The sequence below is a fragment of the Streptomyces erythrochromogenes genome (genome assembly GCF_040684695.1).
In the GTDB taxonomy this organism is placed as follows: Bacteria; Actinomycetota; Actinomycetes; order Streptomycetales; family Streptomycetaceae; genus Streptomyces; species Streptomyces erythrochromogenes_C.
The window spans coordinates 213,161-227,418 of record NZ_JBFBGM010000005.1 but is presented as its reverse complement, the minus strand read 5'-3'; the positions used below and the strand labels follow the sequence as shown (position 1 = coordinate 227,418).

At 73.6% G+C, this 14,258-nt stretch carries 12 protein-coding genes; 7 read left to right on the top strand and 5 right to left on the bottom strand.

From position 1 onward, the window contains the following. Positions 1-37 precede the first annotated feature (37 nt). From AB0O53_RS11455 to AB0O53_RS11435, 5 genes are all read right to left on the bottom strand, one after another. Positions 38-1,525, bottom strand: a complete 1,488-nt coding sequence (locus tag AB0O53_RS11455) for an FAD-binding oxidoreductase (RefSeq protein ID WP_350996132.1) — start codon at positions 1,523-1,525, stop codon at positions 38-40. A gap of 58 nt (positions 1,526-1,583) precedes the next feature. Beyond that, a complete protein-coding gene (locus tag AB0O53_RS11450; RefSeq protein WP_365194717.1) occupies positions 1,584-1,994 on the bottom strand; it encodes a chorismate mutase in 411 nt (136 codons plus the stop codon). Then, the gene (locus AB0O53_RS11445; RefSeq protein WP_350996532.1) at positions 1,991-2,455 is read right to left on the bottom strand and encodes a flavin reductase family protein; all 465 of its coding nucleotides are present in this window, start codon (positions 2,453-2,455) and stop codon (positions 1,991-1,993) included. Before AB0O53_RS11445 ends, AB0O53_RS11450 begins: the two co-directional genes overlap by 4 nt. A gap of 513 nt (positions 2,456-2,968) precedes the next feature. Next, the gene (locus tag AB0O53_RS11440) at positions 2,969-3,646 is read right to left on the bottom strand and encodes an HAD family acid phosphatase (protein ID WP_365194715.1); all 678 of its coding nucleotides are present in this window, start codon (positions 3,644-3,646) and stop codon (positions 2,969-2,971) included. Positions 3,647-3,799: 153 nt separating this feature from the next. Next, positions 3,800-4,702: a hypothetical protein gene (locus tag AB0O53_RS11435; protein ID WP_350996123.1), complete on the bottom strand. Its 903-nt coding sequence runs from the start codon at positions 4,700-4,702 to the stop codon at positions 3,800-3,802. A gap of 174 nt (positions 4,703-4,876) precedes the next feature. Here AB0O53_RS11435 and AB0O53_RS11430 point away from each other — a divergent pair, with 174 nt between their 5' ends. From AB0O53_RS11430 to AB0O53_RS11400, 7 genes are all read left to right on the top strand, one after another. Then, the gene (locus AB0O53_RS11430) at positions 4,877-5,629 is read left to right on the top strand and encodes a S1 family peptidase (protein WP_240803803.1); all 753 of its coding nucleotides are present in this window, start codon (positions 4,877-4,879) and stop codon (positions 5,627-5,629) included. Positions 5,630-5,864: 235 nt separating this feature from the next. Further along, positions 5,865-6,518: a response regulator gene (locus tag AB0O53_RS11425; RefSeq protein WP_350996119.1), complete on the top strand. Its 654-nt coding sequence runs from the start codon at positions 5,865-5,867 to the stop codon at positions 6,516-6,518. A 319-nt stretch (positions 6,519-6,837) separates the two neighbouring features. Next, positions 6,838-8,010 carry a sensor histidine kinase gene (locus AB0O53_RS11420; RefSeq protein WP_350996116.1) on the top strand — a complete coding sequence of 391 codons (1,173 nt, stop codon included), beginning with the start codon at positions 6,838-6,840 and terminating at the stop codon, positions 8,008-8,010. A gap of 81 nt (positions 8,011-8,091) precedes the next feature. Then, positions 8,092-8,448: a chorismate mutase gene (locus tag AB0O53_RS11415; protein WP_365194711.1), complete on the top strand. Its 357-nt coding sequence runs from the start codon at positions 8,092-8,094 to the stop codon at positions 8,446-8,448. Positions 8,449-8,488: 40 nt separating this feature from the next. Beyond that, on the top strand, positions 8,489-10,999 hold the full coding sequence (gene pepN / locus AB0O53_RS11410; protein ID WP_365194708.1) for an aminopeptidase N: 2,511 nt from the start codon (positions 8,489-8,491) through the stop codon (positions 10,997-10,999). Positions 11,000-11,374: 375 nt separating this feature from the next. Then, on the top strand, positions 11,375-12,781 hold the full coding sequence (locus tag AB0O53_RS11405) for a pyridoxal phosphate-dependent decarboxylase family protein (RefSeq protein WP_365194706.1): 1,407 nt from the start codon (positions 11,375-11,377) through the stop codon (positions 12,779-12,781). Beyond that, a complete protein-coding gene (locus AB0O53_RS11400) occupies positions 12,778-14,187 on the top strand; it encodes a lysine N(6)-hydroxylase/L-ornithine N(5)-oxygenase family protein (protein ID WP_350994970.1) in 1,410 nt (469 codons plus the stop codon). Before AB0O53_RS11405 ends, AB0O53_RS11400 begins: the two co-directional genes overlap by 4 nt. The last annotated feature ends 71 nt before the right edge of the window (positions 14,188-14,258 follow it).

Genomic DNA, 14,258 nt, shown 5'->3' with positions numbered 1-14,258 from the left:
TCAGGGGTGCGGGTCGGGTGGGACGGGGCGGCGGCGCTCACGCGTAGCGTCCGGCGGCCATGACCCCGAGGGGGTCGACGGCGGTGCGCAGGGCGCGCTGGAGGGCGGCCTCGGCGGCGGCGCCCCCCGCGACGGAGCGGGCGTGCCCGGAGTCGAGGCGGTAGGGGCGCAGGCCGGCCTCGGCGAACCAGGTGTGGGCGAGGTCGAGGGCGCTGTGGGCGGCCTCGGCCTGCGTGGCCCGGTCGAAGGGGAAGGACACGACGAGGTCGATGACGTCGGCGTCCAGGGCGTTGACCGTGGAGCCGGGCCGGATGCCGGTGGCGAGGTGGATGCGGTCCAGGATGTCCAGGGCCCGCACCACCGAGGCGCCGTCGAAGGGCAGGAACGGCAGGAAGAACAGCCAGCCGTTGCCGTCGGCGTCCACCCGGTCGGCGGTGGCGCCGGTGGCGGCGGCGAGCATGCGCTCGTTGTGCGCGACCGAACCGCGGTAGGCGGCGTCCACCACGTGGGCGACGACGTCGTCGTCGGCGGGAGGCCGCTCCTCGCCGGGACCGTCGGAGGTGAACAGCCCCGTCCCGGCCATCTCGGCCAGCAGGGCCTCCTGGAGGGCAACGGCCGAGCGGTCGGTGCCCTCCACGCTCAGGTGGGCGACGTAGCCGCCGCCGGTGTCCCCGCCGCCGTAGGTCGCGGTCGACGCGGTGTCGTACACCTTGATCACACCGGAGACCAGGCCGTTCGCCTTCCACGTGCGCAGCGCGTCGACCGCCTCGGCCAGCGCCTCGCGGCGGAAGCGGGCCCGGACGGTGCTCTGGCGCTCCGGGCGCGGCAGCAGCCGGACCACGGCGGCGGTGACGATCCCGAGGTCGGACTGCGTGAACAGGTGCAGCAGGCTGGGGCCGAGACCGAGCGGGTTGAAGGCGTCGCCCTTGCCGTGCGCGGTGTCGCCGGGCCACCAGCCGACGTGCGCGAGGGAGCCGTCGGGCAGCACGACCTCCAGGCCGAGCAGGTCCTCGGTGCGCTGGTGGCGCAGCCCCACACCGCGGTCGACGGTGTTGCCCAGGACGCTGGTGTGGCCGGAGGACGCGGTGACGTTCAGCATCCTGCGGGTGCCGGCGAGGAGTTCGGAGAGCTCCTTCTGGGTGACGCCCGGCTCGACGACGGCGTAGCCGGCCCCGGTGTCCAGCTCGCGCAGGGCGTCGAGGCCGTCCAGTTCGACGCGTACGACGGGACCGGCGGCGGGCTCCTTGGAGCCCAGCCCCCAGTTGCGGCCGGTGGAGACGGCCTGGAGGCCCGGGAGTTCGCCGCCCGAGGCCTTGGCGTGGTGGAAGGCGCCGACGAGGGCGCGTACGTCGGCGACGGAGCCGGGCCGCAGCACGGCGCGGGTGTCGCGGGCCGCGAAGGCGGAGACGTTGGGGGCCGGGGGGAGCGGAGCCGTGGCGTCGTGCCGCACGCGCTCCGCGCCGAAGGCTTCCCGGAGTTCTTCCAGGACGGCCTTGAGATCCGGGTACAGGGACGGGTCTTGCATGTCTCGACCTCGATCGTGATGTGGGTGGTCGGTGAGGTGGACAACCGGTGGGTACGGGCTACGCCGGGGACTGCGCGGGACGGGTGGGCGCGGAGTCGCCGAGGTAGACGGGTGCGAGCGGGCCGCACGAGGTGACGTGGGCCAGGACGCGGACGGTGCGGGCGGGCGCCCCGGACCAGGCGGTGTCGGCCGCGCACAGCACGGGCACCTCCCAGCCCTCCTCGCGCAGCGCGAGGGCCGGGGTGTCGCTGGTGAGGTCCGGGCTGCAGGTGAACATCAGGCTGATGACGGCGTCGCGGTCCAGTCCGTTGCGGACGAGGAGTTCGCCGACGAGCCGGCGGGTGGCGGCCGCGATCTGCTGCGGAGTGTCCTCGGCCACCGTGACGGCCCCGCGTACGGCCCGTACGGCCGGTACCGATGGTTCGGCCGGTACGGCCCGTTCGGTCGCGGGGCCCGGGCCGGGGCTCACTGCGCGGCCGCGGGAGCGGGTGTCAGCCGGCCCCGGTGGAACAGCAGCGCGCCGCCGGTGTCCTCGCCGGGCCGCACGTGTTCCACGCGGGCGAGGAAGAGCGTGTGGTCCCCGCCGGGGAACCGCTCCTCGATCCGGCAGCCGAGCGAGGCCAGGGCGCCGGGCAGGTACGGGTGGGAGGTCTCGCCGTCGGCGGCGAAGTGCCCTTCCAGCTCCCGCCCGAAGGGCTTGTCGCGGGAGGCGAACAGCCGCGCCACGTCGCCCTGGCGGTCGGAGAGCAGGTGGACCTGGAACTCCCCGCCGGAGTCGATCGCCGGGTAGGTGCGGGACGACTTCATGACGGAGACCAGGACGCGGGGCGGGTCGAGCGAGATCGAGACGAACGAGTTCGCGGTCATCGCCGCCGCGTGCTCGCCCCGACCGGACGACAGGACGGTGACGCCCGTCGGGAACAGCCGCATCACGGACCGGAGATCGTCCGGCGGCGCGGATGCGGATCGGGGTACGGGCCTGGCTGGGCCCAGAGTTGTGGCCATGTCCCCCTCCTCAGGAGTTATCGGCAGAAGAAAACTTAACAGAGTTTAGTAACGGTGGAAACCCAGGTCAGGGGCCTGTCGATCGCCTTTAACGCAATCGAAATGGGCTTTGGACCATGGAGTTAACGGCAGGGGACGGCTCGGCGGCCTGGCCTGCGACGCCGGCGGCCCGGCGGGGCCCGCCCGCGGAGGCCGGAAACGGAAGCGGGCCCGGCCCCCTGGCGAGGGGTCGGGCCCGAGTCTTCGTCGGTGCGTTGAGGTATGACTACCCGCTGGGTCCACCCGCTGAACCGCAGTCGGGCCATCATGTTGTGCGCGATGGTCCGCGTGGTGTGCGCGACGGTCCGTGCGGGGGGCGTGCGAGGGCTGCGCGAGGGTCGCGCGAGGGCCGGGCGAGGGCCGGGTGTGAAGGGGAACCGGGCGGTTCCCCTTCGCGCGTCAGGAGAGCTTGCCGCCGTAGTCCGGGAGCTTGACGGTGCGTTCGGCGTGGCCGCCGACCAGGTCGGTCGGGCTGTTGCCGATGTTGGCGATGATCGTGTAGCCGCGCGCCTCGATCTCCGCGCGCTTGCCCGTCTTGTAGGCGCTGACCTCCTCGAAGAGATCGGGCAGGTCGCGGACGTAGAGTCCCGAGACGGGGTAGCCGACGGCCTTGAGGTTGTACTCGGTGAGCGAGTGGATGATGCCGGGCCGGGCCGTGACGAAGAAGACCGCCACGCCGCGCGCGTGCGCGTACTGCGTCAGGGCGCGGACCTTGGCGATGGCGGGCGTCGGGTAGGTCCAGAACCAGTGGAAGTCCGTCTCCAGCGAGGTGTTGTCGATGTCGAGGACGAGGGCCGGCTTCTCGCCGGCGGGCGAGTTCGCGATGCGCTGCTCGATGGCCGGACGGGCCGCGTCGACGATGGCGGCCACCTCCCGCTGCCAGGCGGCGTAGTCGATGCCGAGGATCGCCGCGTTCCCGCCCGGCGCGGAGGCGTTCGCCGGGGCGGAGACGGGCGCGGGCGCGGCGGCGGGGGCCGCCTCGGCCGCGGTGGCCGGAACGAGCGTCAGGACGGCGGCCGCTGCGGCGAGGCCGGCGGCGGCGGTACGGGGCGTTCGGGTGCGGCGGGGCAGGCGCATGTGGGGTGCTCCTCGGTCATGAATTGACATGGACGTGACCAGAGTTGGCGAGAACCGCACCCATGTCTACTGGCCGGTAGGAAACTTTTCGCGACCGACCGGTGAATGATCAAGCCATGTGCGCGCGGGCCGGGGCCGCCGGGACGTCCGGGACTACGTGTCGCACTCCAGCACCGTGCGGCACAGGCCGCACCGCGCCCGCAGTCGTCCGCGCGCGGGGACCCGCAGCCGCTGCCCGCACACCGGGCAGGGGAAGTCGACCCGCAGTCCGGCGCCGGCGCCCGTGGCGTCGCGCTCGAAGCGGTACGCCGACCCGTCGGCCGGGGTGGTCCCGGTGCGCCGCGCCTTCGCGTACCGCCGCCGGGCCGCCGGGCCGGCGGCGGCGAGCGGTGCCCGGCGGTGGTCCCGGGCCGCCAGTGCGCTCCCGCGCACGTAGGCCTCGTACGCCTGCGGGCTGGTGAACCACGGGGACGGGTCCTCGCCCAGCAGCGCGGCCCGCTTGGCGAGGACGTAGCCGAACTCCTCCGGCGTCAGGTAGCCGAACCTCTGGTGGGTGAGGGCGTCCTCCCGGTAGGCGTCCAGGAGCAGCCAGCCCACCCCCAGGTACGCGGCGGCGGTGTCGGTGAGGATCTCGTTCTCCGCCGGATCGGGGAAGGCGAGTTCCAGCCGGTGCAGCAGCACGTGGGTGGCCTCGTGCGCCAGCGCGGCCGCCAGGTCCCGCCGGTGGGTGCGGAAGCGGTCGTTGACCTCGACGAAGTACTCCGGCCCCGCGTCCAGTTCCACGGCGGCGGCCTCCTGCATCGGGCGGAAGGCGACCACCATGCGCGCGTCCGGCAGCCGCAGCGCGCGCACCATCGCCGAGGCCACCCGCTGCGCCCCCAGGTACAGGTCCTCGGAGGCGTCGAAGGCGGCGTCGGCGGGGGAGAAGCTCGCGGCGTGGGCGCGGATCCCGTCGCCGGACATGCGGCGGAAGAGCGCGGTGATCGAGGCGCGCACGACCGCCAGGTGCGGAAAACCGTGCTCGATGACCGAGCCCGGCCCGCCGTTCTCCTCCATCGGGCCCTCCTTACAGCAATCCCTGTCGCCCTGACGGGAGTTGGCCGAAACTGCCTTCTTGTTGGCCGCCATCCTCCTGATGTGTCATGGACCCGTCATTCATCCCCGATGACACGCACGGCCCAACCCCCCACGAAAGGCAGTGTGTTGACTGTGTCCAGCCTCGTGCGATTCATGAAGCGCACCCTCGCCGTCGGCGCCGTAGCCCTCGCAGCCGTCAGCCTCCAGCCCGGCACCGCCTCCGCCGGCCCGGCACCCGTCGTAGGCGGCACCCGAGCCGCCCAGGGAGAATTCCCCTTCATGGTGCGCCTCTCCATGGGCTGCGGCGGCGCCCTCTACACCCAGCAGATCGTCCTCACCGCCGCCCACTGCGTCAGCGGCTCCGGCAACAACACCTCCATCACCGCCACCGCCGGAGTCGTCGACCTCAACAGCTCCAGCGCCATCAAGGTCAAGTCCACCAAGGTCCTGCGGGCCCCCGGCTACAACGGCACCGGCAAGGACTGGGCCCTGATCAAGCTCGCCAAGCCCATCAACCTGCCCACCCTCAAGATCGCCGAGACCAAGGCCTACGACAACGGCACCTTCACCGTCGCCGGCTGGGGCGCCACCCGCGAGGGCGGCGGCCAGCAGCGCTACCTCATGAAGGCCACCGTCCCCTTCGTCTCCGACGCCGCCTGCGGCGCCGCCTACAGCGACCTCGTCCCCGGCGAGGAGATCTGCGCCGGCCTCCTGAACCAGGGCGGCGTCGACACCTGCCAGGGCGACTCCGGCGGCCCCATGTTCCGCCGCGACAACGCCGGAGCCTGGATCCAGGTCGGCATCGTCAGCTGGGGCATCGGCTGCGCCCGCCCCGACTACCCGGGCGTCTACACCGAGGTCTCCACCTTCGCCGCCCAGATCAAGAGCGCCGCGGCGACCCTGTAGCCCCCACGGCCCACGCAGCGCCTCGTCCTTCCGGCCGGGTACGAACCGGCCGGAAGGGCGAGGCGCACCCGCTCCCGCCCCCGTAGCGTGGACCGACGTACCGCAAGGCCGCAGCACCGCAGCCCGCGCCTCGCGACACCCTCCCGGCGGCCCGCCGTGCGGTTGCGGGCCGACGCACCCACCGGTCCCATGGGAGGCAACCGGTGGCAGCGGGCGACAGTGGGGCAGGTGGCGCATGGCGATCAGCGTGGTCATCGCGGACGACCAGGAAATGGTCAGGACCGGCTTCCGGATGATCCTCGAGAGCCAGCCCGACATCGAGGTCCTCGCCGACGTCGTCGACGGAGAAGCCGCCCTCGCCGCGGTCGCCGAGCACCGGCCCGACGTCCTCCTCCTCGACATCCGCATGCCCGGGCTCGACGGCCTCGAAGTCACCCGGCGGCTGTCCGGCAGCGACCGGCCCCGCATCGTCATCGTCACCACCTTCGACCTCGACGAGTACGTCCACGCGGCGCTCCACGGCGGAGCGTCCGGCTTCCTCCTCAAGGACGCGAGCCCGGCCATGCTGGTTGAGGCCGTACGGGCGGCAGCCGCCGGCGACGCCCTCGTCTCGCCCGCCATCACCGTGCGGCTGCTGCGCGAGCTGGCCCCGAAGACCCCGCCCGCCCGGGCCCGCCGCCCCGCCGAACCGCTCACGGAACGCGAACGGGACGTCGTACGCTGCCTCGCCCGCGGGATGACCAACGCCGAGATCGCCGGCGAGCTCTACGTCTCCCTCTCCACCGTCAAGACCCACCTGGCCAACGTCCAGGCCAAGCTCGACGCCCGCAACCGCGTCGAGATCGCCGCATGGGCCTGGGAAAGCGGCCTGGCCGCCACGACGACGTGACGCACCGACTCCCCCCGCCCGACACCCCCGCACGACCCGATGCCCCGCGGCCCCGCGGCGCCGTTCCGGCCGGGCAGCACCAGCCCCGCAGCGCCGTTCCGGCCGGGCAGCACCAGCCCCTCGCGCCGCGCGCCGCCGGGCAGCGAACCCGCTCCCGCCGGGGGAGCGCGAGGCACGGAGCCCCGGGGCGCCCCGGCGCCGCCGCCGAGCCGCAGCCCGGGCGTACCCCGCGGGGCCGGGGCCGGGGCCTGTGCCCGGGGACCGGTATCCCGGGGTGGGGGCGTACCCCCGCGGGCATCGGCGCAGCCGGGAGCCGCTCGTGAGTCCCCTCGGCGGCTGGGTGCGCGGCCACCCGCACGCCGCACCCTGGTTCCGCCTCTTCCTCGCCCTGGCCCTCCTCGCCCTCGTCACCTTCGAGGGCGTCGTCCTGGCCCGCCGCCCCAGCCTGCCCCACGCAGCGCTGTGGACCTCCGGCGTCCTCGTCTGCCTCAGCGCCGTACCCTGGCCGGCCGTCCCCCTCCTCACCCGAGCCTGGTTCGCCGCCGCCGTCTCCTGGACCGTCAGCCTCCTGCTGGTCCTCGGCCACCACCCCCTCGTCGTCTGGGGTGCCGGCGAGGCCGTCGCCCTCCTCGTCCTCCTCTCCCAGGTCGTCCTCCACGCCCCCGCCCGCACCGCCGCCGTCCTCGGCCCCGTCCTCGGCCTCGGCTGCATGGCCGTACCCGCCCGGGACACCGACCCCGGCCGCTTCACCCTCCTCTTCTCGGTGCTCGCCGTGGTCGTCGGCGCCTACTCGATCCTGCTGCGCCTCCAGGCCACCCAGCGCGTACTCGACCTGCGCGCCGTCCGCACCGTCGAGCGCCTCGAACTCGCCCGCGAACTCCACGACCTCGTCGCCCACCACGTCACCGGCATCGTCGTCGAGGCCCGCGCCGCCCGCTTCACCCATGTCTCCGCCGAACGCGCCGCCGAGACCTTCGGCCGCATCGAGACCGCCGGCGACGAAGCCCTCGGCTCCATGCGCAGCCTCGTCAAGATCCTCCGCGACAGCGACAGCGACAGCGGCAACGGCTCCCCACCCGCCACCACCGCCACCACCCCCGTCGCAGGCCTCGCCGACCTCCGCACCCTCACCGAACGCTTCTCCAGAACCGGCCCGCCCGTCGTCCTGTCCATCGAGAACGGGCTCCAGGACCGACTCCCCGCCCACGTCGCGGCCACCGCCCACCGCATCGTCCTCGAAGCCCTCACCAACACCGCCAAGCACGCCGCCACCGCCACCGCCGTCCGCGTCACCCTGCGCACCGTCCCCGCCGGCCTGGAAGTCCGCGTCGCCGACGACGGGGGCCACCCCGCCCGCCTCTCCGAAAAGGCCCGCGGCGGCGGCTACGGCCTCGCCGGCATGACCGAACGCGCCGAAGCCCTCGGCGGCCACCTCACCGCGGGCCCCAGCCCCGAAGGCGGCTGGGTCGTCACCGCGGTCCTGCCCCTGTGAGCCACCCACCTCCCGGCCCGCCGTCTCACAGGCCGACTGCCCCCGCGACCTGCGCGCCCGCGCCACGTAAGCTCGGGAACCATGAACATCAGCGACCTCGACAACGGCACGGGCAACGGCCAGGGCCGCACCGCCGACGGCATCGACGAGAGCGTCACCGCCGAACTCGCCCGCCTGCGGGACAGCATCGACAACATCGACGCGGCCGTGGTCCACATGCTCGCCGAACGCTTCAAGTGCACCCAGCAGGTCGGCCACCTCAAGGCACGCCACCAGCTGCCCCCCGCCGACCCCGGCCGCGAGGCCAGCCAGATCGCCCGGCTCCGCCAGCTCGCCGAGAACGCCAAGCTCGACCCCGCCTTCGCCGAGAAGCTCCTCAACTTCATCATCGCCGAGGTCATCCGCCACCACGAGACGATCGCCGCGGGCGAAGAGTAGACGCTCGGGGTCCGGCCGCCCCCTGGGGCAGCATGGGCCCATGTCCGCACTCAAGCGCAACGAAGCGCAGCTCCGAGCCCAGCTCCTCGACGTCCACCACTACGCCGTCACCCTCGACCTCACCGGCGACGACGACACCTTCGACTCCACCACCGTCATCCGGTTCACCGCCCGGACCGGCGGCGACACCTTCGTGGAGCTGAAGCCGGAGACCCTGCGCTCGGCCACCCTCGACGGCAACCCCCTCGACCCGGCCGCCCTCGAAGACAACAGGCTGCCGCTCACCGGCCTCACCCAGGGCCCCCACGAGCTCCACCTCGACACCCGCATGCGCTACTCCCGCACCGGCGAGGGCCTGCACCGCTTCACCGACCCCGCGGACGGCCGGACGTACGTCTACAGCCAGATGTTCCTCGACGACGTCCAGCGGGTCTTCCCGGCCTTCGACCAGCCCGACCTCAAGGCCGTCTTCGAGTTCACCGTCACCGCCCCCGCCGGCTGGACCGTCCTCGCCAACGGCATCACCACCCGCCTCGCGGACCGCGACATCGACGGCGCCGGCATCTGGCAGTCCGCGCCCACCCCCGTCATCTCCACCTACCTCGCCGCCGTCGCCGCAGGCCCCTGGCACAGCGTGACCACCGAACACGCCGGACTGCCCTTCGGCATCCACTGCCGCCAGTCCCTCGCGCCGTACATGGACGCCGACGCCGACGAGATCCTCTCCATCACCAAGGCCTGCTTCGACCGCTACCAGGTCAAGTTCACCGAGCCCTACCCCTTCGACTCCTACGACCAGGCCTTCGTACCCGAGTTCAACGCCGGCGCCATGGAGAACCCCGGCCTCGTCACCTTCCGCGACGAGTTCATCTACCGCTCCGCCGTCACCGACACCGAACGCCAGTCCCGCGCCATGGTCATCGCCCACGAGATGGCCCACATGTGGTTCGGCGACCTCGTCACCCTCGCCTGGTTCGACGACATCTGGCTCAACGAGTCCTTCGCCGAATACATGGGCTACCAGACCCTCACCGAAGCCACCCGCTTCACCGACACCTGGACCGACTTCGGCGTCACCCGCAAGCCCTGGGGCTACGACGCCGACCAGCGCCCCTCCACCCACCCCGTCGCCCCCGCCCCCGACGACGTACCCGACACCGCCTCCGCCCTCCTCAACTTCGACGGCATCTCCTACGCCAAGGGCGCCTCCGCCCTGCGCCAGCTCGTCGCCTGGCTCGGCGAGAAGGACTTCCTGGCCGGCATCAACACCCACTTCGCCCGCCACAAGTTCGCCAACGCCTCCCTCGCCGACTTCATCGACTCCCTCGCCGCCCACACCGAACGCGACGTCCGCGCCTGGGCCGACGCCTGGCTGCGCACCACCGGGATCGACACCCTCACCCCGCGCATCGAGGACCCCGAAGGCACCAACGGCTGGACCCTCACCGTCGACCACGCCGGCAGCCGCCCCCACCACATCGCCGTCGGCGTCTACGACCACGACCCCGTCGACGGCCGCATCCTCGAACTGCGCGAACTCCTCGACCTCGACGTCCCCTCCGACGAGGTCATCTCGGCCGGCGGCACCCGCCCCGCACTCCTCCTCCTCAACGACGCCGACCTCACCTACACCAAGGTCCGCCTCGACGAGACCTCCCTCGAAACGGTTCTGCGCGGCCTCTCCGGCATCCCCGAGGCCCTCACCCGCGCCGTCGTCTGGAACTGCCTGCGCGACATGGTCCGCGACGGCGAACTCGACCCGCGGGACTTCCTGGCCACCGCCGCCGCGCACCTGCCCGAGGAACACGACCTCGCCATCGTCCAGGGCGTCCTCACCTTCGCCCGCACCCAGATCGCCGACCACTACGTCGCCCCCGAGGACCGGCCCGAGGCACTGGCCACCCTCACCACCATCGCCCGCGACCTGCTCCGCCGCACCGAGGACGGCTCCGAACCCGGCATGCGGCTCACCGCCGTACGCACCCTCGTCGGCAGCGCCACCCAGCCCGACACCATCGCCGCCTGGCTCGCCGACGACACCGTCCCCGGCGGCCCCGCACTCGACCCGGAACTGCGCTGGCGCGTCCTCACCCGCCTCGCCGTCCTCGGCGCCGTCGGAGAGGCCGAGATCGACGCCGCCCTGGCCGCCGACCCCAGCGCCACCGGCGAGGAAGGCGCCGCCCGCTGCCGCGCGGCCCTCCCCACCCCCGAGGCCAAGGCAGCCGCCTGGGACCGCCTCTTCCACGACGACAGCCTCTCCAACTACCTCTTCAGCGCCACCGCCCAGGGCTTCTGGCAGCCCGAACAGGCCGACCTCACAGCGGAGTACGTGACCCGCTACTACCCCGAGGCCGTCGCCCTCGGAGCCCGACGCGGCCCCGCAATCGGCGAGGCCGCGGGCCGCTACGCCTTCCCGGCCCACGCCGTCGACGAGGCCAACCTCAAGGCCGGCCGGGCCTGCCTCGCCGACCCGGACGTCATCCCCCTCCTGCGCCGCAAGCTCGTCGACCAGCTGGACGACCTGGCGCGCGCCCTCCGCGTCCGCCGCTGACCCTGCGGGTTCGCTCGGCAGTACGGGGGCCGGGCCGCGCGGCCCGACCCCCGTCACCCCGACCCGGGGCGATGCGGGGCCGGGGCCGCGCGGCCGGTGCCGGGGGCGGGGTGGGGTGCTGTCCGGGACGTAGAACGTGATTTGTCGGCGCGGCAGGAGGTTGTACCAACCGGCCCGGTTCAGGCGCCATAAATCATGCAGTCCCGGACGGCACCCCACCCCGCCCCCGGCACCGGCCCCACCCGCACCGGCCAGCCGCCCGCAGGGCCCCGGCTGATTCGGACAAACCCCGGCGGTTACCCCATTCGGGTCTGATCGTTGTACTGGTCGGGTGCCCCGCCCCGCACGGCGCCCCGCCAGCCCCCGGAGGTCCCGTTGACAGCGCCGCACGGCACCCCGCACGGCACCCCGCACCGCAACCCGCTCGCCGGCGGAGCCACCGGCCCCCAGGCCCTGCGGCCCCTCCTCGACACCGTCCTCGACGCCCTCCGCACCGGCGCCGCCGACCGCCGCGGCCCGCTCCCCGCCGGCGGCCCCGACACCGTCACCGCCCACATCCGCGAAGCGCTCGGCACCGTACTGCCCGACCACGGCACCGGCGACCACGAAGCCCTCCGCACCCTCGTCCACGCCCTCGCCGCCGGCGCCGCCGACCCCGCCGACCCCCTCTGCGCCGCCCACCTGCACTGCCCGCCGCTCGCCGTCGCCACCGCCGCCGACCTCGCCGCCGGCGCCCTCAACCCCTCCCTCGACTCCTGGGACCAGGCCCCCGCCGCCTCCGCGATCGAAGCCCTCCTCACCCGCACCCTCGCCGCCGAGTTCTACGACACCCCCCACCCCGACGCCCTCGTCACCACCGGCGGCACCGAAGCCAACCAGCTCGCCCTGCTCCTCGCCCGCGAACGCCACGGCCCCCGCCTCACCGTCCTGCACGGAGCCGCCGCCCACCACTCCGTCCCCCGCGCGGCCTGGCTCCTCGGCCTGCCCCCGGCCACCGAACTCCCCACACCCGCGGGCATCCTCGACCCGGCCCGCCTCGCCGAGACCCTCGCCGCCACCCCCGGACCCACCCTCGTCACCGCCACCGCCGGCACCACCGACGCGGGCCTCATCGACCCGCTCCCCGCCATCGCCGACCTCTGCGAGCACCACGGCGCCGACCTCCACGTCGACGCCGCCTACGGCGGCCTCCTCGCCCTCAGCCCCCGCCACCGCCACCGGCTCGCCGGACTCGGCCGCGCCCACTCCCTCACCGTCGACCTGCACAAACTCGGCTGGCAGCCCGTAGCCGCAGGACTCCTCGCCGTCCCCGACGCGGCCCTCCTCGCCCCCCTCGCCCACCAGGCCGACTACCTCAACGCCACCGACGACACCGAAGCCGGCCTCCCCGACCTCCTCGGCCGCTCCCTGCGCACCACCCGCCGCCCCGACGCCTTCAAGATCGCCGCCACCCTGCGCTCACTCGGCCGCGACGGCCTCGCCCACCTCATCGACCGCACCTGCGAACTCGCCCGGCACCTCGCCCGCCGCCTCGACGCCCACGCCGGCTTCGAACTCCACGCCCCACCCACCATCAGCACCGTCCTCTTCCGGCCCACCCGCGCCACCGACGACGAACTCGCCACCCTGCGCCGCACCCTCCTCCACCAAGGCCGCGCCGTCCTCGGCCGCACCCACGCCGACGGCCGCCTGTGGCTCAAAGCCACCCTGCTCAACCCGCACACCACGGCGGGAGACCTGGACACCCTCATCGCCCTCCTGGAAGGCAGCACCCACCGATGACCGCCCAGCTCGATGCACCCCACGACCTCGTCGGAATCGGCATCGGACCGTCCAACCTGTCCCTCGCCGCCCTCGCCCACGGCCTCCCCCAACAAGGAGCCGGCGAACTCGCCACCGCCTTCTACGAGCAGCGCCGCGACTTCCGCTGGCACCCCGGCCTCCTCATCGACGGCACCACCCTCCAAGTCCCCTTCCTCGCCGACCTCGTCACCCTCGCCGACCCCTCCAGCCCCTGGAGCTTCCTCAGCTACCTCAGGCACAAAGAACGGCTCTACCCCTTCTACTTCGCCGAGCAGTTCCACATCCACCGCGCCGAATACGACGCCTACTGCCGCTGGGTCGCCGGCCGCGTCCCCGGACTCCACTTCGGCCACCAGGTCGACGCCGTCCGCTGGAACCCCGAACGCGACCTCTTCGAAGTCGACTTCACCCAGCTCGACCCCGCCGGCGAAGCCGAAGCCCTCGGCCGCACCCACACCCGCAACCTCGCCCTCGGCATCGGCACCGCCCCCCACGTCCCCGACGCCCTGCGCCCCCTCGCCGAAGCCCCCACCGTTCCCGTCATCCACTCCGCCGACTACCTCGACAACCGCCAACGCATCCTCGGCGCCGAGCACGTCACCGTCATCGGATCGGGCCAGTCGGGCGCCGAAGTCTTCCTCGACCTGCTCCGCGCCCGCCCCGCCGGCCGCGAACGCCTCACCTGGCTCGCCCGCACCCCCTCCTTCGCCCCCATGGAGTACTCGAAACTCGGCCTCGAACACTTCACCCCCGACTACACCCGCTACTTCCACTCCCTTCCCGAACCCGTACGCGACCAGCTCGTCCCCGCCCAATGGCAGCTCCACAAGGGCATCGACACCGCCACCATCGCCGCCATCCACGACGAGCTCTACCGCCGCACCCTCCACGGCGGCTGGCCCGACGCCGTCCTCACCCCCGGCGTCACCGTCCGCACCGCCGGACGCGTCGCCACCACCAAGGTCGAACTCCACCTCGAACACGCCGAACAGGGCGCCCGCTCCCGCCTCACCACCGACGCCGTCGTCCTCGCCACCGGCTACCGCGAACGACCCCTCACCCGACTCCTCGCAGGCCTAGACCCCTACCTGCGCAAGGACTCCTCCGGACGCCCCCGCATCGACGACCGCCACCGGATGGTCCTCGACCCCTCCGTCACCGGCAGCATCTTCGTCCAGAACGGCGAACGCCACACCCACGGCGTCGGCGCCCCCGACCTCGGCCTCGCCGCCTGGCGCAGCGCCGCCATCCTCAACACCCTCACCGGCAAAGAGCCCTACCCCCAGCCCCCGCGTACCGCCTTCACCACCTTCGGCCTCGAACAGCGCGAGCACACCCGTCCCCGCCCCGCGGGCGATCTCCTCCCGCTCGTCGAGCACCCGTAGCAGGTGTCCTGTCGATCGGGCCGGACCGACAGGACACCCCACCGGGCCCGATCCGGCGGCCCCCTCGGCCC

What these genes read in the sequence shown, in the direction of transcription:
- AB0O53_RS11455 (WP_350996132.1), bottom strand. Translation starts at nt 1,525, where the DNA reads ATGCAAGACCCGTCCCTGTACCCGGATCTCAAGGCCGTCCTGGAAGAA.
- AB0O53_RS11445 (WP_350996532.1), bottom strand. Translation starts at nt 2,455, where the DNA reads ATGCGGCTGTTCCCGACGGGCGTCACCGTCCTGTCGTCCGGTCGGGGC.
- AB0O53_RS11440 (WP_365194715.1), bottom strand. Translation starts at nt 3,646, where the DNA reads ATGCGCCTGCCCCGCCGCACCCGAACGCCCCGTACCGCCGCCGCCGGC.
- AB0O53_RS11435 (WP_350996123.1), bottom strand. Translation starts at nt 4,702, where the DNA reads ATGGAGGAGAACGGCGGGCCGGGCTCGGTCATCGAGCACGGTTTTCCG.
- AB0O53_RS11430 (WP_240803803.1), top strand. Translation starts at nt 4,877, where the DNA reads ATGAAGCGCACCCTCGCCGTCGGCGCCGTAGCCCTCGCAGCCGTCAGC.
- AB0O53_RS11425 (WP_350996119.1), top strand. Translation starts at nt 5,865, where the DNA reads ATGGCGATCAGCGTGGTCATCGCGGACGACCAGGAAATGGTCAGGACC.
- AB0O53_RS11415 (WP_365194711.1), top strand. Translation starts at nt 8,092, where the DNA reads ATGAACATCAGCGACCTCGACAACGGCACGGGCAACGGCCAGGGCCGC.
- pepN (WP_365194708.1), top strand. Translation starts at nt 8,489, where the DNA reads ATGTCCGCACTCAAGCGCAACGAAGCGCAGCTCCGAGCCCAGCTCCTC.
- AB0O53_RS11400 (WP_350994970.1), top strand. Translation starts at nt 12,778, where the DNA reads ATGACCGCCCAGCTCGATGCACCCCACGACCTCGTCGGAATCGGCATC.